Source organism: Bradyrhizobium sp. UFLA05-112, from assembly GCF_053572325.1.
Genome location: NZ_JBANBK010000081.1, coordinates 1 through 18,080 on the forward strand (window position 1 = coordinate 1; position 18,080 = coordinate 18,080).

General features: G+C 64.1%; 14 protein-coding genes and 1 tRNA gene. 12 read left to right on the forward strand and 3 right to left on the reverse strand.

Translation table 11 applies throughout. From position 1 onward, the window contains the following. Nucleotides 1-184 precede the first annotated feature (184 nt). The 4 genes from SO180_RS33355 to SO180_RS33370 all read left to right on the forward strand — a co-directional run bounded on the left by SO180_RS33355 (nucleotide 185) and on the right by SO180_RS33370 (nucleotide 2,451). Complete coding sequence (locus SO180_RS33355) at nucleotides 185-622, forward strand: hypothetical protein (RefSeq protein WP_449383067.1); 438 nt, start codon at nucleotides 185-187, stop codon at nucleotides 620-622. Then, the gene (locus tag SO180_RS33360) at nucleotides 619-840 is read left to right on the forward strand and encodes a hypothetical protein (RefSeq protein ID WP_449383068.1); all 222 of its coding nucleotides are present in this window, start codon (nucleotides 619-621) and stop codon (nucleotides 838-840) included. Before SO180_RS33355 ends, SO180_RS33360 begins: the two co-directional genes overlap by 4 nt. Before the next feature lie 89 nt (nucleotides 841-929). Beyond that, nucleotides 930-1,018, forward strand: a tRNA-Leu gene (locus tag SO180_RS33365). 296 nt (nucleotides 1,019-1,314) lie between these two features. Beyond that, a complete protein-coding gene (locus tag SO180_RS33370) occupies nucleotides 1,315-2,451 on the forward strand; it encodes a GGDEF domain-containing protein (RefSeq protein WP_449383069.1) in 1,137 nt (378 codons plus the stop codon). 56 nt (nucleotides 2,452-2,507) lie between these two features. On the opposite strand, the gene SO180_RS33375 is transcribed toward SO180_RS33370, so the two are convergent. After that, entirely contained in the window at nucleotides 2,508-4,097 is a 1,590-nt protein-coding gene (locus tag SO180_RS33375) for a peroxidase family protein (protein ID WP_449383070.1), read from the reverse strand. Between the two features lie 667 nt (nucleotides 4,098-4,764). Between SO180_RS33375 and SO180_RS33380 the strand changes: the two genes are divergently transcribed. Together SO180_RS33380 and SO180_RS33385 are read left to right on the forward strand one after the other, a co-directional pair. After that, complete coding sequence (locus SO180_RS33380) at nucleotides 4,765-6,015, forward strand: multidrug effflux MFS transporter (RefSeq protein WP_449383071.1); 1,251 nt, start codon at nucleotides 4,765-4,767, stop codon at nucleotides 6,013-6,015. Nucleotides 6,016-6,071: 56 nt separating this feature from the next. Then, nucleotides 6,072-6,203, forward strand: a complete 132-nt coding sequence (locus SO180_RS33385) for a hypothetical protein (RefSeq protein ID WP_449383072.1) — start codon at nucleotides 6,072-6,074, stop codon at nucleotides 6,201-6,203. Nucleotides 6,204-6,231: 28 nt separating this feature from the next. Here SO180_RS33385 and SO180_RS33390 read toward each other — a convergent pair whose 3' ends face one another. Both SO180_RS33390 and SO180_RS33395 read right to left on the reverse strand, forming a co-directional pair. After that, a complete protein-coding gene (locus SO180_RS33390; RefSeq protein ID WP_449383073.1) occupies nucleotides 6,232-7,830 on the reverse strand; it encodes a glycosyltransferase family 39 protein in 1,599 nt (532 codons plus the stop codon). A 251-nt stretch (nucleotides 7,831-8,081) separates the two neighbouring features. Further along, entirely contained in the window at nucleotides 8,082-9,689 is a 1,608-nt protein-coding gene (locus tag SO180_RS33395; protein WP_449383074.1) for an ABC transporter substrate-binding protein, read from the reverse strand. Nucleotides 9,690-9,959: 270 nt separating this feature from the next. On the opposite strand from SO180_RS33395, the gene SO180_RS33400 reads away from it, so the two are divergent. The 6 genes from SO180_RS33400 (at nucleotide 9,960) to SO180_RS33425 (ending at nucleotide 18,036) form a co-directional block, all read left to right on the forward strand. Next, nucleotides 9,960-11,090, forward strand: a complete 1,131-nt coding sequence (locus SO180_RS33400; RefSeq protein ID WP_449383075.1) for a M20/M25/M40 family metallo-hydrolase — start codon at nucleotides 9,960-9,962, stop codon at nucleotides 11,088-11,090. Between the two features lie 342 nt (nucleotides 11,091-11,432). Then, nucleotides 11,433-12,374 carry an ABC transporter permease gene (locus SO180_RS33405; RefSeq protein WP_027526424.1) on the forward strand — a complete coding sequence of 314 codons (942 nt, stop codon included), beginning with the start codon at nucleotides 11,433-11,435 and terminating at the stop codon, nucleotides 12,372-12,374. 9 nt (nucleotides 12,375-12,383) lie between these two features. Beyond that, on the forward strand, nucleotides 12,384-13,271 hold the full coding sequence (locus SO180_RS33410) for an ABC transporter permease (RefSeq protein ID WP_449383076.1): 888 nt from the start codon (nucleotides 12,384-12,386) through the stop codon (nucleotides 13,269-13,271). A 156-nt stretch (nucleotides 13,272-13,427) separates the two neighbouring features. Further along, nucleotides 13,428-15,074: an ABC transporter ATP-binding protein gene (locus SO180_RS33415; RefSeq protein ID WP_449383077.1), complete on the forward strand. Its 1,647-nt coding sequence runs from the start codon at nucleotides 13,428-13,430 to the stop codon at nucleotides 15,072-15,074. A 375-nt stretch (nucleotides 15,075-15,449) separates the two neighbouring features. Beyond that, nucleotides 15,450-16,622 (forward strand): M20 aminoacylase family protein, encoded by a 1,173-nt coding sequence (locus SO180_RS33420; protein ID WP_449383078.1) that lies wholly within the window; start codon nucleotides 15,450-15,452, stop codon nucleotides 16,620-16,622. Continuing rightward, nucleotides 16,615-18,036 carry an amidase gene (locus SO180_RS33425; RefSeq protein ID WP_449383079.1) on the forward strand — a complete coding sequence of 474 codons (1,422 nt, stop codon included), beginning with the start codon at nucleotides 16,615-16,617 and terminating at the stop codon, nucleotides 18,034-18,036. Before SO180_RS33420 ends, SO180_RS33425 begins: the two co-directional genes overlap by 8 nt. Nucleotides 18,037-18,080 lie beyond the last annotated feature (44 nt).

The window sequence follows — 18,080 nt, forward strand, 5'->3', positions numbered from 1 at the left end:
CCAGCCAGCATGGTGAATCAGAAACAAGCTGATTTGGGAATCCCAAATCGATTCAACCTAACCCCATCCCGCTTTAGCGCGGCTGCTTCCGTCGGAGGGCGGTCCGTCGGGGGATACGATCTAAGCCGCCTGGACGATATTCAGGTCGAAACGCTGGGGCTTCTCTTGCGCAAGGCAGCGGGCGATGCGCGGGTCGATGACCCGCCCCAGCCAGAATGCGAAGAACCACTGTCAAACATCGTATCTTCCCGCTTCGAGCAGGCGCTCAAGCAAATCGACGACCCAATCATTCGTCATCAGGTCACTGCGAGCGCAAGTCGAGCAGCTCAAGGCGCAGGTTCGCGGCAATGCGGGCCCCTGCGGTGCAGCCGCGCCCACAGCACCTGCTGTTGCCGATCCGGCCTCGGAATCGAACGAACCCGATAAGCCGGCGCTCCCGACCGTCGCCGATCCGGTGCTCCCCCGCAACGTCACCCTACTGACCTCGAGCGCGGCTGAATTTTACCGCCTTGATGAGAATTTCCGTGCCGCTGCGGAAGCCTACAAGCGCGGCGACCTCAGCGGCCGACAACTTTATTGGTTCGTTGCCGAACGCGACCGGCGAGAGCGGGAGGGCCGATGAGCGCCGCAGTTGATCGTTTCGAGAGCCTCAAGCGCAAATTTCGCCATCAGGTGCGCTCGCGCAAATTGTCGGCGACGCAGAAGCATCACGTCACCACGGCGGCCGCTCTCCAGCAAGTGGTCGAGATGACGGTCGCCGAGATGGTGACCGGCACCCGACACGTCGAGCGGGAGGTCAACGTCATCCGCGCATTCGAGCGGGTGAAGGACAAGCCATGAACAGAACAAAGCCTGATTTGCAAAACAGCGAGGGAAAACCTGCAAAACACTTGCCCGCAAATGGCAATTTCTATAGGCAAATCAACGCGGCGGGCATGGCGGAATTGGTAGACGCAAGGGACTTAAAATCCCTCGGTGCGCAAGCGCTGTGCCGGTTCGACCCCGGCTGCCCGCACCACCCTCCCCCCGCGATCACAAAGCGATACGCGCCATCGTCTGGCGGCATGGCATTCGGCCATCCCGGGCGTGAAGCAGTGCTTTACCGTAAAGTTGCAGATGCCGCCCGGCTGGAGGCCTGGTGCTGCTTCACTGACCCAATCTTAACTTGTCGGCACCACCATCCTCGTCGGTTTCAGCGATTTTTGGCTTAAAGTGGTGGATCGCACCGAATTCGAGAGCGAGCTTGCACGCGCATCCAGCTAGTCCTTTCGGCCTGCGCTGGAGGCCGCCTATGCGGCGCGGCGCGGACGCTCGATGACCCGTCACATGGCGCGCTCTTCCGCGGTCTGCGGCGCCTTGACACTTGCAGCCATCGCTCTCGATCGGTCGACCAATCTCGACGTCTTCGCCGCGGCATGGGTGTGGCGCTGCGTCGTCGCGCTCTACTGCGCAGGCGTGGCCATCTATGGCTTTCGGTCCCGCAGCACGTTGCTGATGGGTTTGGCCTACGGCTCCGCCATGATCGCCATGATGGCCGTCATCGAATTCGCGGGTGTCGCCGCACCGAAGGCCATCCAGGAAAACTACATGCTTGCGGCGATCATGCTCTTCGCGATCTGCGTTGCCTCCGTCCCGATGCCGTTTGCCGCAGGGCTCGTCATCTGCACAATTGCCGCCGTTCTGCATCCGACCTTGCCGCTCGCCTTCGGAGCCGACGCCAGCCACTTGACCAGCGATACGATCGTCGGCCTGGCCGCATGCCTGACGGCGCTGTTGGTCATCCGCAAGAACGAGGTCGAGCGGCGCCGCAGATTCCTCGAAACGCTTCGCTACGAGCATGCGGCAACTGAATTGAGCGTGGTGAACCGGGAGCTGCTCCGCATATCGAACACCGACGCGCTGACCGGACTTCCGAACCGCCGCTTTTTCGAAGCCGAAGCCGCGAGATTGTGCGCGGAAAGAGGGCACAGCGGCATCGGGGCGATCCTGATGGATGTCGACCACTTCAAGACATACAACGATGCGGCCGGACATATCGCGGGCGACGTGTGCCTTCGCACGGTGACCCAGGCGCTTGCAAACACGGCCCGCGAAGCAGGCGTCAGCGTCGCCAGATATGGCGGCGAGGAGTTCGCGGCCATCGTCCCGTCGGCGACCGCGCTGGAATTGCAGCAGCTTTGCGAAGAACTGCGCATCGCGGTCAGCAGCATCAATCTGCCTCATCCTGGCCTGCGAGATCGCAACGTGAGCATCAGCGCCGGACTGGCGTGGCGCCAAACCTTTGCAGACGATCCGAAATCGCTGCTGGAGGAGGCCGACCGCGCGCTATATGAAGCAAAGGCCACCGGGCGCAATCGCATCGCCTGGTCCGATGTGGCGGCCCACGTTCGCTCGCCCGGCATCGTTCCCGACCTGATCATGCCGGATCCCGCCCCGGCTATGCGCGCCTGATCTCCCAACGGGGTCCGGCCCGGCGCAGCGCGCCGGGCCTTTGTGTCTCATCCTCCTCAGACCTCGCCGATATACCGCAGCATGTCCCACAGCGTGATGGTGGGCGCGTTGGGCTTGATGACGGAGGTCCAGCCGCTGGCATTGGCGACGGAGCTCTGGTCGTCATCGAGGATGCCGAAGAAGACCTCGAGCACGATGCGGCCGCCGACTGGGCCGAGCTGGGTGCCGGCATTGGAGTCCTTGTCGGCGACCTTGACGCCGCCCTCGATCTTCGTGTCGAACGTGCCGTCATCCTTGGCGAGGCAGGCCTGGCCTTCGGCCAGCACGTAGAGCCAGAGCGGCGTTTTCGCGTCCAGCTTGCTGGCATCAGCACCCGGCATTTCCGGCATGTCCTTGAACGACAAGAGGCGCTCGCCGAATACCAGAGGCGGCCCGCTGCTCACGCCGAGCACTGCGGCGACATCCTGCCCCGAGGGCAGCGAGAAGTTATAGCCGCGCTTGAGATTGCGCGCCGCGAGCGAGCGGAACAGCATGTCCTGTCCGCCGATCCGCGGCGGCAGCACCAGGAGCGGATTCACGAGGCTGGTGTCGATCTTGTAGCTGTATTGCAGCCGGTGCTTGTCGGGCCCCACGTCCACGCCGCCAACCTGCGAGGGGTTGTCGCCCTTGGTGCCCGGCGCGAGCTGATCTGTCACGAACAGCGACCAGTCGATGCGATGGCTCTGCGGCAAATCCCCGAACCCGACGAGGCTCTCGGCCGCATTGTCGGCGCCGTCGAAGATGCGGCGCTGGAAATTCTCGTTGAGCCGGTAGGCATTGCGGATCGCCGAATGGCCGTAGCGATAGGCAGCTCCGGTGAATTCCAGCGGCAGCGCCGTGCGATCGCCCTTCTTGTAGAGCTTGTAGGCCGCATCGCCCTTGCTCGCCCGGTCCTGGACGAAGCTGTCATAGACCGGCTTCTGCACGATGCGCTTGAGGAAGTCGGTGACGATGATCGTCTGGTAGGTGAAGCGGACCTCCTGCTGTGCCGTCTGGAACAGCGTTTGTCCGGTCAGGCCCTGCGACTTGAAGAACGCGATCATCGCATTGTGGAAGTGAATGAAGGCGAGCTGAAGCTGGCAAACGATGGAGTTTTCGTCATTGCGGGGATCGCCGATGATGGCGCGATGGCTGCCGGCATCGTCGGGCTTGTAGTAGATCGTCGAACGCGGCAGGTCGTAGGGCCGGTCCATGTTGGTCGCGAGCCGCCCGTCCTCGTCATACATGAAGGGCGATGCCGACGGCCCGAGGCCGTAGAGGCAATCCATGTCGAGCCGCGGCGTGCGCACGTCATTGGGGAAGCTCGACAGGCCCGGCGGGAGCGTTGCGAGCGTCGAGCGCGTGTCGAAGGTCAGGTCATGGTCGATGAACTGGCCGAGATAGGTGTAGGCCGCGGGCACAAAGGGATTTTCCTCATCGTCCGGCGTATCGGAGGGATCGTCGAGGCCCTGGTCGATCGCCTTGGCGATGATGCTCACGATCGTGTCGGGATCAGAGAGCTCCAACGATTGATAAGTCTCGCGCTTCAACAGGCGCATGAAGCTCGCGGCATCGGAACCCTGCCCGCCATGTCCGCCCTGCAATTGATCGCTTTTCATGTCCGACATTTCAACGCTCCTTCAAAAATGGCTGTTTTGAATCAATTCGCGTTATCGTCGCGCCACGCCCCCATAAATCCATTGCGTAGCGGCTGGCGGCGCATCACCTCCAGTTGCAAATTGGTCTTTTGGCCATCCGCCCGGTTCAACGCGGTGCGCGTCGCGTGTCGATTTTATTCACCACGTGAGCGCGCACGGACATTTGCGGTGTTTTGCTGGTGAAAGACTGGAATTGCCGCAGGTTGTCGATTGACGTCTTCACAACCGACACACTCCCGCGCATCACACGCCAATACCGTTAAGGCAATAGCCGTGATGGCAAATGTGTGAATTGCTTCACACGCAGCGCATGATGTCCGTTCGCATCTGTCGCTGTCGAAGACCGAATAAAGCTTGCCCCGTTCGCCCTAACCGCCGTGATACTCGGCGCCAATTCGTCTCGACCGCACCGGCTTCCGCTGGCCCGCCAATGCATGATCCGCCAATGCACGATCAATGGCGCCGTTCGTAAGCCGGATGGTGGCGGTGCTTTTGGGTCAATCTCGAGCATAGGTCTCGACCCATGCTGGACTCACCGGTTTGTGTCTCCCGTTGCGCCTAACAGCCATCCCAAAACGCGGCTTGTGCGCCGCAACATTCCCGCTACACAGGCGTCTGCGAATGCAGAGGTAGCTACGTGTCCGACGTCAATGCCGACAGTTGGGTGTCCTCGGGACACCGCCCGATGGGATTTCCGGAATTCGTCATCGTGATCGCCGCCATCATGGCGCTGAATCCGCTTGCGATGGACATGATGCTGCCGGCGCTGCCGAACATCGGGGCGGCATTTCACATTCCCGTCGCCAATCATCTCCAGCTCGTGCTGTCGACGTTCCTGATCGGGTTCGGCGCGGGGCAGTTCGTCATGGGGCCGCTGTCGGACCGGTTCGGTCGGCGGCCGGTACTGCTCGGCGGCATGACGGTCTACGCGATCGCGAGCGTGCTCGCGGTCGCGGCGCCCTCGTTCGAGACCCTGCTGCTGGCCCGCGCGCTGCAAGGGCTCGGCACGTCGGCGACGCGGGTGATTGCGACCTCGATCGTGCGCGACTGTTATGTCGGCCGGCGCATGGCGAGCGTGATGTCGCTCGCGATGATGGTGTTCATCGCCGTACCCGTGATCGCGCCGTCCTTTGGACAAGCAGTGCTGCTGGTGACGCATTGGCGCGGCATCTTCATCGTGCTGATGGCCTACGGCCTGCTCGCGCTCGGCTGGACCGTGCTGCGACTGCCGGAGACCCTGCCCGAGAGCGAGCGCAAGTCCCTGGCGCCGCGTGAGGTGCTCGAGGCCTTCCGTCAGACCCTGACCAACCGGCAAACGCTTGGCTACGCGGTCGCCGCGGGCTTCGTCATCGGCTCGTTGTTCGCCTTCGTGTTCTGCGCGCAGCAGGTGTTCACCGGAATCTACCATCTCGGCCATTATTTTCCGCTCGCCTTCGCGGCGATCGCGGCCGGCACCGCCATCGCGGGCTTTGCCAATGCGCGGCTGGTGGGCCGTCTCGGCATGCGCGTGATCTCGCACGGAGCGCTCGTCGGCTACGCGCTCGTCGCCGGCCTCATGCTGCTCACCGCGAGCCTGCAAATGCTGCCGCTGTGGCTGTTCATGGTGCTCTCGGCCCTGATGATGTTCTCGTTCGGCATGATGATCGCCAACTTCACCGCGCTCGCCATGGAGCCGCAGGGTCACATTGCCGGCACCGCGTCCTCACTCTACGGCTCGATCACGACGCTGTTCGGCATCGTCGTCGGCATGACGATCGGCCAGAGCTTTGACGGAACGTTGCTGCCGTTCTCGGCCGGCTTCTTCCTGTGCACGCTGGCTGCGCTCGCCGTCGTCGCCGTGGTGGAGAAGGGCCGGCTGTTCCAGCCGCATCATCGCGCGGGCGCTTAGCTCGCGCAGGAACTTCGCTCACTCCTCCATGTTGTCCTGCAGCAATGGAGTTACGAATGGAACCCGAGCGTAAGGACCAACAAACGCAGGACGCCGAGGAGCTCAAGCAGGAGCACTCGGAACGGCAAGAGACCACCCTGCCCTTCGCAAGTGAAGGGCTTGAGCAATTGCGCGACAGCCATTGTTGATGGAGCGCCCTTCGGGTCCGGATCGTGCTTACCGTGGCGCGCGCTTGCTCGCACTGAAATCATCCGCGTTGCTCACGGGCGGCTTGTGATCGTCATCATGCGGCGGCACGAGCAGCACGACGAGCTTGCGCGTCACGCCGGCCCGGCCGAGCAACTCCGCCTGAAGGCTGAATTCGCGTCTGACGAAATCCCCGGCCCGCGCCGAGGTTTGCTCCATCCAGCCGAGGCAATCGGGCTGGTCGTGGAAGCACAGCGCCGCCCAGCCGCGCTCCAGCGTGGTCCTGCGCGGCAAGCCCCAGGTGTATTGATAGGCGAACGGCCGCGCATAATGCGGATGATCGGGGCTGTAGAATGCGGTGGCAAAGGCCAGCGCATCGTCGCCGCTGACGGCGGAGAGTGGCACGCCAGTGAGATCGCGCCACTGCCGCGTGAGCTCGGCCGCCGCCTCGTGATAAAACTCCCTGCCCTCTTCGTAGCCGTGCGCGTTGCGGTAGACGGCATGAATGGGAGCTGCGACCACGAGTGCGACGACGCTGACGCCTGCAACCAGCACCGCGGCATTGACGGCATAGAAGCGCTCGATTGGATAGCGCGTGCCGCACACGATCGGCACGACGAACAAGAACAGGCCCTGCAATGCCCACAGCGACGGCAGGTCCGTGCCCATGGCGAGCGAGGTCAACATCGGCAAGAGCAACGTGCCGAGCGCGACGTAGCACAGCAGCTTCAATCCGGGATCCATCGCGACGAAGTCGGCCGGCAGGCGTTTCAGCCGGTTGCCTGCAATCATCACCCAGGTGACGGCCGCCGCACCCATCGCCGCGACGAGCCCGAGCGCAAACGACTTCACCTCGCCCAATGCCGTGAGGAGGCCGGCATTGGCATGCGCCAAGGCGTAGGAGAAGGTCGGGGCACCCGTGGTCGCGAGCCAGTGGAGATGCGGCGATAAGGCCAGGAGCCCGGTGACGGTGGAGATCCAGGGCGAGGCCGAGGTAAAATAGGCCCGACGCGCCGGATGCATCGCTGCCGCAAGCACAAAGCTCGCGACCAGGAACACCGAATAGTATTTCCCCACCATCGCCAGCGTCGTCGCAAGACCCACGGCAATGGCCCAGCCCGCCGCGCGCGTCTCGAAAGCGCGCAGGAAGCAGAAGGTCGCGAGCGGCCAGGTCGCCAGCAACACGCTGTTGGCATTGAAGCGCTGGGCGTGGAATTGATAGGCCGGCGTGAGCATCAACAGCAGCAGGACCAGCAGGCGTTTGTGCCCGCTCACGAAGCGACGCGAGATCAGGTCGACGAACCATAGCGCCAGCGCGGCGTTGGCGATCGCCATCAGCTGCATCGACCAGTCGCTCAACGGGAAGATCGCGGTCCAGGCGGCCGCCACCCACCCCATCAGCGGCGGATGCTTGGGATAACCCCAGGCAAAATGCCGCCCCAGCGTCCAGGCCTCAAGCGTGTCCGGATGCAGGCCGGCGCCGAGATAGGCGATCACGAGATAGAGCGTCCAGACTGCGGTGAAGGCCGTGAGCAGCAGCGGCACGGCCCAGCCAGCCTCCACGCCTTCGAGCCAGCGCAGGAATGGACGGCGCCAGCGCGCAGGCGCGCGGTCCGAGCGTTCGGCCATCGACTGGAATGCAAAATCTATCGGCACGTCATTCAAATCGACGGAGGGAAAGAGGCGGGAAGAGCGGCGCCATCTATTTCAGCCCTCGAAACGAATGGCAACAATCGGAATTTGGAAGAGCCTTAATTGGTGAACGGCACGCGACACTTGGTGCAGGAGTTGCCGGATTCCGGCAAGCCGCGATACGAAAATGGCCGGGGCGACTGCCCCGGCCATCGTCAACTTCGTCCGCTTGGAGAGCGGCGTGCCGCCTACTCGGACTTGTCCACGTTCCACCACACCGGCGTCGCCGGGCCGTCGAGCACGCCGGTGAGCGACTTGCGCCAGCCGCTCGGCAGCAAATACTGGCCGAGCGGGATGTAGATCACCTGCTCGTAGGCTTCCTTCTGGATCTCGGCGGCGATCTTCTTCTGCTCGTCGAGCGAGCTCGCATGCACGAAGGCATCCTTGAGCTGTTCGATCTTGGCGTCTTCCGCCCAGCCGAACCAGCCGCCCTTCTTGCCCTGGCCGCCGATCGAGAGATTGGCGATCGGGTTGGAGACGTCCGCGGCGACCCAGTTGGTGAAGAACATGTTCCAGCCGCCCTCCTTCGGCGGCTTCTGGCTGGCGCGACGGCTCACCACGGTCTGCCAGTCGGTCGCCTGAAAGTCGACCTTGAAACCGGCTTCACGCAGCAACTGCGCGGCCACGATCGGCTGCGCCTTCAGCGTGGTGACGTCGCCGGGCCCCATGATCACGACCGGCGTGCCGTCATAGCCGGACTCGGCGAGCAGCTTCTTGGCTTCCGCCATGCCATTGCCCTTGATCAGGCTCTCGGCGCCGACGTCGGTCGCGAGCGGCGTGTCGCACACGAAGAAGGCACCGCAGACCTTCTGATATTTGGGGTTGCCGACGAGCGCGTCGAGCACATCCTTCTGGTTCATCGCCAGCAAGGCAGCGCGACGCAGTTTCACGTTGTCGAACGGCGGATAAAGGAAGTTCATCCGTCCGAGCGTCTGGAAACCGAACTTGTTCGAGACCTCGATCGTGAGCTCCTTGTTCGCCTCCAGCAACGGCAGCATGTCGTACGGCAGATTCTCCATGAAATCGATGTCGCCCGATTGCAGCGCGTTCACCGCGGTCTGCGAGTCCGGCATCGTGACCCACTCGACACGATCGACCTTCACCACCTTGCCGCCGGCGGTCCAGCTCGACGGCTCCTTGCGCGGCACATAGTCCTTGTTCTTCTCGTAGACCGCCTTCACGCCTGGCTGGAATTCGGCCTGCACGAACTTGAAGGGGCCGGAGCCGATCTGCTCGGGGATCTGCTTGTCCGGCGGCGTCTCGGCGAGGCGCTTTGGCATCATGAAGGCGACGCGCGAGGACGGCTTGCCGATGGAGTCGAGCACGAGGCCGTAGGGCTCCTTCAGCTTCAACGTGATGGTCTTGGCGTCAGTCGCCTCCAGGCTGGCGGTGAAGTCCATCAACTTCTGGCCCATGCCGTCGACCTTGGCCCAGCGCTGCAGCGAGGCGACACAGTCTTCAGCCGTCACCGGCGTGCCGTCATGCCACTCCAACCCGTCGCGCAGCGTGAAGGTGTAGGTGAGCTTGTCGTCGGAGATTTTCCAGTCCGCCATCTGTGGCTGGATCTTGAAATTCGAATCGGTCGCGATCAACGTGTCGTAAACCATGTAGCCATGGTCGCGCGTGATGTAGGCCGTGGTGAAGATCGGATCGATGATCCTGAGGTCCGAGTGCATCACCGCCGTGATGGTCTTGCCTGCGGCAAGGACCGGCGAGCCCAGTGCGGTGAGCGCGACGGCCGACAGCACGAGCTTGGAGACGATCGCGCTGCGTCCCCGGCGCAAGAAGTGGAACATCGACGTTTCTCCTGACGTGAAACTGGTCAAAGGCAGGTTATTGGTTGAGCATTCGGATCGTTCGTTAGGCGCCCACATCATGCAATGCCTTTACCTTTTCGAGAGTTGCAGAGCGCATCGAAAGCGTCAATCCGCTTTCGCTGCATGCCCATGCAGGCGCGCGCACGGGCTCCATGTTTGCATGTTTCGCTCTACAACCAATCCCGCCGATCGTTTCCCGACTGCTATGCAACGCGTGTTCCGCGCGTGCGAAGCCTGAAGAGGCCGCCCATGAATCCAACCAATCTCCCGTTTGATTCTGAAGTCATGCTGCAAGGTCTGCACGCATGGGTCGAATGCGAAAGTCCGACCTGGAACGCGGTTGCCGTGAACCGCATGCTCGACCTCGCCGCGCGCGACATGGCGATCATGGGTGCGACGATCGAGCACATCGCCGGCCGACAAGGCTTTGGCGGCGTCGTGCGCGCACGCTTTCCGCATCCGAAGCAAGGCGAGCCGGGCATCCTGATCGCCGGTCACATGGACACCGTGCACCCCGTCGGCACCATCGAGAAGCTGAGATGGCGGCGAGAAGGCAACAAGTGCTACGGCCCAGGCATCTTCGACATGAAGGGAGGTAACTACCTCTCGCTCGAGGCCATCAGGCAATTGGCCCGCGCCTCCTTCGTAACGCCGCTGCCGATTACGGTGCTGTTCACGCCCGACGAGGAAGTCGGCACGCCATCGACACGCGACATCATCGAGGCCGAGGCTGCGCGCAACAAATACGTGCTGGTGCCCGAGCCGGGCCGGCCCGACAACGGCGTCGTCACCGGGCGCTACGCGATCGCGCGCTTCAATCTCGAGGCAACCGGGCGGCCGAGCCACGCCGGCGCGACGCTCTCCGCGGGACGTTCCGCGATACGGGAAATGGCCAGGCAGATTCTCGCGATCGACGCGATGACCACGGAGGATTGCACCTTCTCGGTCGGCATCGTGCATGGCGGGCAGTGGGTCAATTGCGTTGCCACTACCTGTATCGGCGAGGCGCTCTCCATGGCCAAGCGCCAGGCCGATCTCGACCGCGGCGTCGAGAAGATGCTGGCGCTGTCCGGCACAACCAATGATGTCGGCTTCAAGGTGACGCGCGGGGTCACACGTCCGGTCTGGGAACCCGATGCCGGCACGATGGCGCTGTACGAGAAAGCGCGCGGGATTGCCCGCGAGCTCGGCGCCAAGCTGCCGCATGCCAGCGCCGGCGGCGGTTCCGACGGCAACTTTACCGGCGCGATGGGTATCCCGACCCTCGACGGCCTGGGCGTGCGCGGCGCCGATGCCCACACGCTCGACGAGCACATCGAGGTCGACAGCCTCGCCGAACGCGGCCGATTGATGGCCGGGCTGTTGGCGACGCTGGAATAGGGCTTCGTAGGGTCGGCAAAGGCGCGCTCTTCGCGCGCCGTCCCCACCATCTCTCTCCAAGATTGCGATAGAACTCTCCAAGATTGCGATAGAAGTGGTGGGCACGCGGAGCCTATCATCGGGCGCGCGTTCGCGCGACCCGGTGGTTTTGCCCACCCGACGAAGAAGGCCTGGATGCCCGGGCATGACGGCTAGATTGACAATTAGAACCGCGCGCAAAGCACGTTGGCTGCACCGCAAAAACGACGGCCTCGATGGCATGGGAATTGCTGAAACGTCAGCTTGGTGGCAACCTGCCGTAGGACGCCTCGCCGGTTTGACTCTAAATCTGACGGATCCAACTTGCTCGGATATCTCGTTCGCAGAATCCTCGCCGCCGTCCCCGTGATGGGCGTGGTCGCGCTTTTCGTCTTCCTCCTGCTCCGGCTCACTCCGGGCGATCCGGCTGCGATCCTCGCCGGCGACAACGCGACGCCCGAACGGCTCGAGCGCATCCGCGCCTCGCTCGGCCTCAACGAGCCCCTCATCGTGCAGTTCATCACCTGGATCAACAAGCTCCTGCACGGCGATCTCGGGACGTCGCTGATCTCCAACCTGCCGGTGCTGAAGATGATCGGCCAGCGCGTCGAGCCGTCGATCTCGATCGCGCTCTCCACCATCATCCTTGCGGTCGTCGTCGCCGTTCCGCTCGGCGTGATCGCGGCGTGGAAGCATGGCACCTGGATCGACCGCTTCGTGATGGGCCTCTCCGTGCTCGGCTTCTCCGTGCCCGTGTTCGTGGTCGGCTATGTCCTGATCGAGATTTTCGCCATCGACCTGCGCTGGGTGCCGGTGCAGGGCTTCAAGAGCATCACGGCCGGCTTCGGCCCGTTCTTCGAGCGCATCATCCTTCCGACCTGCGCGCTGTCCTTCATCTATATCGCCCTGATCGCGCGCATGACGCGGGCGGCGATGCTCGACGTGCTCGGCGAAGACTATGTGCGCACCGCGCGCGCCAAGGGCATCAGCGAGGTCGCGGTCATGATGCGGCATGCGCTGCGCAATGCCGCCGTTCCCGTGATCACCGTGATCGGCACCGGCTTTGCCCTTCTGATCTCCGGCGTCGTCGTCACCGAAAGCGTGTTCAACATTCCCGGCATCGGCCGTCTTACTGTCGACGCGGTGCTGGCGCGCGACTATCCGGTGATCCAGGCGATGATCCTGCTGACGTCGCTGATCTATGTCGTCGTCAATCTTCTGATCGACGTCGCCTACACCCTCCTTGATCCGCGGATCAGGTATTGAGGCTCCAGCATGTCGGTTGATACTCTTCCCCAATCGTCCATCCCCATCACCTCGCCGCTACGGCCGCGGTTCGGATTCCTTACGTCGACGCCGATCATCGCGGCCGCGACGATCTGCCTCGCGCTGATCGCGCTGATCTCGATCCTTGCGCCGCTGATCGCGCCGCATGATCCGGTCCTGCTCGCGCCCTCGCAGCGCCTGAAGCCGGCCTCAGCGCAATTCCTGCTCGGCACCGACGCCTTCGGCCGCGATCTGTTGTCGCGCGTGATCTATGGCGGCCGCGTCTCGCTGCTGATCGGGATCGGCTCGGCGATCCTCTCGATCGCCATCGGGCTGGCGATCGGCCTCGTCGCCGGCTTCTTCAAGCTGGTCGATTCCATCATGATGCGCGTCATGGACGGCTTGATGGCGATGCCGAGCATCCTGCTCGCGATCGCCGTCGTTTCGCTGTCGGGCGCCAGCATCTGGACCGTGCTGGTCGCGATCACCATTCCCGAGATTCCGCGCGTGGCGCGCCTGGTGCGCTCCGTCGTCCTGTCCGCGCGCGAAGAGCCTTATGTGGAAGCGGCGATCTCGGTCGGCTCTTCCCTGCCGAAGATCATGTGGCGCCACCTAATGCCGAACACGATCGCGCCGCTGATCGTGCAAGGCACCTATGTCTGCGCATCCGCGATCCTCACAGAAGCCATCCTCTCCTTCCTCGGCGCCGGCATCTCGCCGGAGACGCCGACCTGGGGCAACATCATGGCCGAGGGACGTCAGTACTTCCAGATCAAGCCGTCGCTGATCTTCTGGCCGGGCCTCCTCCTCTCGCTCGCGATCCTCAGCATCAATCTGATCGGCGACGCCGCCCGCGACGCACTCGACCCCCGCATGAAGCAGCGGGAGGGCAAGTGATTGTCCCCACCGGCACCGCCCCTTTCCGTCATTGCCGGCGAAGCAATCCAGACTGTCCCCGCGGAAAGATTCTGGATTGCTTCGTCGCGGAGCCTGTCATCCGGCCCGCCGAAAGCGGGACCGGGTGGCTCCTTGCAATGACGACGGAGTAATTGGATGACCAACACCGTCCTCGACATCAACAACCTCACCGTCTCCATCGGCAAGACGCCGAGCGGGCCGAAGATCATCGACGGCATCTCCATCCAGGTGCGCGAGCGCGAGACGCTGTGCCTCGTCGGCGAGAGCGGCTCCGGCAAGTCGGTGACATCGCTCACCGTGATGGGCCTGTTGCAGAAGGGCTCGCTGACGCCCACCGGCGGCAGCGTCAAGCTCGTCGGCGAGGAACTCCTCACCGCGACCGACCGCCGCCTGCGGCAGTTGCGCGCCACGCAGATGGCCATGATCTTCCAGGAGCCGATGACCGCACTCAATCCGGTCGTTCCGGTCGGCCGCCAAATCGACGAGGTCCTGCGCGCCCACACCGATCTCGACGCCAAGGCTCGGCGCAAGCGCATCCTCGAGATGATGGAACAGGTGCGGCTGCCGCAGGTCGAGCGCATCTTCGCCTCCTACCCGCACCGCCTCTCCGGCGGCCAGCGCCAGCGCATCATGATCGCGATGGCGCTCGTGCTGGAGCCGAAACTGCTCATCGCCGACGAGCCGACCACCGCGCTCGACGTCACAACGCAGAAACAGATCCTCACCCTGATCCGCGACCTGCAGCGCGATCACGGCACCGCCGTGCTGTTCATCACCCACGACATGGGCGTGGTGGCCGAGATAGCCGACCGCGTCGCGGTGATGCGGCAGGGCCGCCTGGTCGAAACCGGAACACTCGATTCCGTGCTGCGCAATCCCTCGATGGAATACACCCGCAACCTGCTCGCCTCGGTGCCGAGCCTCGTGCCGCGCGCAGCGCGACCTGAAACCAAGGAACCGGTCGTGCTGGAGGCCAACGACCTCGGCAAGGTCTATCGCGAGCGCACCTTCTTCGGCAAAGGCCGCGAGGTGGTCGCCGCCGACAAGGTCACCCTCACCTTGCGCAAAGGCCGCACGCTCGGCATCGTCGGCGAAAGCGGCTCGGGCAAGTCGACGGTGGCGCGTTGCATCGTCCGCCTGATCGATCCGACCTCGGGCGGCGTGCGCCTCGCGGGCCGCGAAATTTCCGACCTGTCGCGGCGGTTGCTCCAGCCGCATCGCCAGAAAATCCAGATCGTGTTCCAGGATCCCTACCGCTCGCTCAACCCGCGCGTCAGCGTGGGCGAGAGCATTGCGGAAGGCCCGATCAACTACGGCGTCTCGCGCGCCGATGCGCTGAAGCGCGCACGCGAGCTTCTGGAACTGGTCGGCCTGCCGGCCGATGCGGTCGCGCGCTATCCGCACCAGTTCTCGGGCGGCCAGCGCCAGCGCATCGCCATTGCGCGCGCGCTCGCGCTCGATCCCGACGTATTGGTCGCGGATGAAGCGGTCTCCGCGCTCGACGTCTCCGTGCAGGCGCAGGTGCTGGAACTTCTGGACGAGATCCAGAAGCGGCTCGGTATCGCGATCCTGTTCATCACCCACGACTTGCGTGTCGCAGCGCAGATCTGCGACGAAGTCGTCGTGATGCAGCACGGCCGTGTCGTCGAACAGGGACCGGCGGCCGAGGTGCTGACGCATCCGAAGGAAGCCTACACCAAGTCCCTGCTCGATGCGGCGCCGGGCCGCGGCTGGGACTTTGCCAATTTCCGGCCGGTGGAAAGCGCGGTGGCGAGCGCGTAGGTTTCTCCGCGCGCGTTGGCGGGAGTTTGGAGGCACTCTGCTCCCCTATCGTCGTCCCGGCGAAGGCCGGGACCCATACCGCGGAATCTATCGATCGCGCATGATGCGCGTCCCAAACTCCTGATCTTCGTCAAACTTCTCCCTGGGGTTATGGGTCCCGGCCTTCGCCGGGACGACACACCCAGGTTGTTGCGATGACTCCACTCACAACACCCACCGCATCCGCACCATTCCCAAAACGGCTTGACGCCATGCGCGGCACGATTGTCTGCCTTGCTTGCTCTTGCCGCAAAGGCGGTTAACGTCGCGCGTATCCGCATCAAGCCGAACGGCCCCGCTTTCGATCCTCCATCAGGCTAAGGAATCAAGGACGAGATGCCCACCATCGACCGCATCGACGGCTATGCCGACGAACTTACCGCCATCCGCCGCGACCTGCATGCCCATCCCGAGATCGGCTTCGAGGAGGTCCGCACCTCCGGCATCGTCGCCGACAAGCTGAAGAGCTGGGGCATCGAGGTGCATCGCGGGCTCGGCGGCACCGGCGTGGTCGGCGTCATCAAGGGCAAGGGTGCGAGCGGAAAGCGCATCGGGCTTCGCGCCGACATGGACGCGCTGCCGATGGAGGAGAACACCAACCTGAAATGGCGCTCCACCATTCCCGGCCGCTTCCACGGCTGCGGCCATGACGGCCACACCACCATGCTGCTCGGCACCGCGCGCTACCTCGCCGAGACGCGGAATTTCGACGGCACCGTGCACCTGATCTTCCAGCCGGCCGAGGAAGGTCTCGGCGGCGCCCGCGCCATGATCAAGGACGGATTGTTCGAAAAATTTCCCTGCGACGAGCTCTACGGCCTGCACAACGCACCCGACCTCAATCTCGGCGAGATCGCGATCCTGCCGGGACCCGCAATGGCCGGCGCCGATTTCTTCGACCTGCGCATCAATGGCTATGGCGCGCATGGCGCGATGCCGGAGCGTTCCAAGGACGCCGTGGTGATCGCAACCACGCTGGCGCAGGCCGTTCAGACCATCGTCAGCCGCAACGTCGAGCCGCTCCAGGCCGCCGTCGTGTCGATCACCCAGATTCATGCGGGCTCCGCCTACAACGTCATTCCCGGCGAAGCGCATCTCTGCGGCACCGTGCGCGCCTTCTCCGATGAAGTGCGCGCGCTGATCCGCGAGCGCATGCGCACGATCTGCGCCGGCGTCGCCAGCGCCTTCCAGGTCGAGATCGAGGCCGACATCCGCGACGCCTTTGGCGTGCTGGTCAACCAGGTCGAGCAGTCCAAGGTGGTCGAAGAGGTCGCGCGCACCGTCGTCGATCCCGCCAGGGTGATCACCCGCACCCAGCCGAAGATGGGCAGCGAGGATTTTGCCGACATGCTGCAGACCATTCCCGGCGCCTATTTCTGGGTCGGGCATGACGGCTCGGTGCCGGTGCACAATCCCGGCTACGTGCTCGACGACAAGATTTTGCCGATCGGCGCCAGCATGTTCGCCCGCATCATCGAGTCCCGCATGCCGGTCGGTGGCCATGCATAAGCCGCGCGCCGACGAGAAGGTCACCTCGCTGCACGATCTGTCCGCGGTCGATATGATCGTGGGCTACAAGTCCAGGCAGTTCTCGCCGAGCGAGGTGCTGGAGGACGTGATCGCGCATGTCGCAGCGTGGGAGCCGCATCTCAAGTCGCTCTATGCTTACGACCCCGACGGCGCACGCGAGGCTGCAAAGGCCTCGACCGCGCGCTGGTCCGGCGGCGAGCCGTCCGGTCCGCTCGACGGCGTGCCGGTGTCGGTGAAGGACAACATCGCGACCAAGGGCGTACCCGTGCCGCTGGGCGCCGCGAGCGTGAAGCTCGTGCCGGCGGCGAAAGACGCCCCGCCGGCCGCGCGCCTGCGCGAGGCCGGCGCGATCATCTTCGCCAAGACCACCATGCCCGATTACGGCATGCTGTCGTCGGGTCTTTCCAGCTTCCATGCGCTGGCGCGCAACCCCTGGGACCTCTCGAAAAATCCAGGCGGCTCGAGCGCGGGTGCTGGCGCCGCTGCTGCGGCCGGTTACGGCCCCCTGCATCTCGGCACCGACATCGGCGGCTCGGTGCGGCTGCCGGCGGGCTGGTGCGGTCTCGTCGGATTGAAGCCGAGCTTTGGCCGGGTGCCGATCGATCCACCCTATGTCGGCCGTGTCGCGGGTCCCATGACCCGCACGGTTGACGACTGCGCGCTGATGATGAGCGTGATCGCAAAGCCCGACCGTCGCGATGGCATGAGCCTGCCGGCCGACACCATCAACTGGAAGACGCTGGAGAAGTCACCGCGCAAGTTGCGCATCGGCCTGATGCTCGATCTCGGCGTTGGCCTGCCGCTGGAGAAGTCGGTGCGTGACGTCGCGGTGAAAGCCGCCAAAGCGTTCGAGTCCGCCGGCGCCGTCGTCACCGAGGTCGACGGGATTTTGACGCGCGAGATGCTCGATGGCCTCGACAAGTTTTGGCGCGCGCGGATGTGGGACGATCTTTCGAAGCTCGCACCTGCCGAGCAAGCCAAGGTGCTGCCCTACATCTTCAAATGGGGCGAGTCCGGCGCAAGACTCTCCGGCGTCGAGGTGATCCGCGGATTCAACCAGACCATGGCAATCCGCGCCGCCGCGGCAAAGCTATTCTGCGAGCTCGATTATGTGATCTCGCCGACGGCGCCGAACGTCAACTTCCCGGCGGAACTGGCCTCGCCCACCGACGATCCGATGAAGCCGTTCGAGCACATCTGCTATACCGTGCCATGGAATATGTCGGAGAACCCGGCGATATCGATCAACGGCGGCTTCGACGCCAAGGGCTTTCCGATCGGTGTGCAGATCATCGGCCGCCGCTTCGACGACCTCGGCGTGCTCGGCCTGGCCAAGGCGTTCGAAGGTTTGCGCGGGGCTCAGAGGCCTTGGCCGTCGCCGCCGGCGCATTAGCGACAAACCGCAAGTCGCCATGTGCGGGCTCGACCCGCGCATCC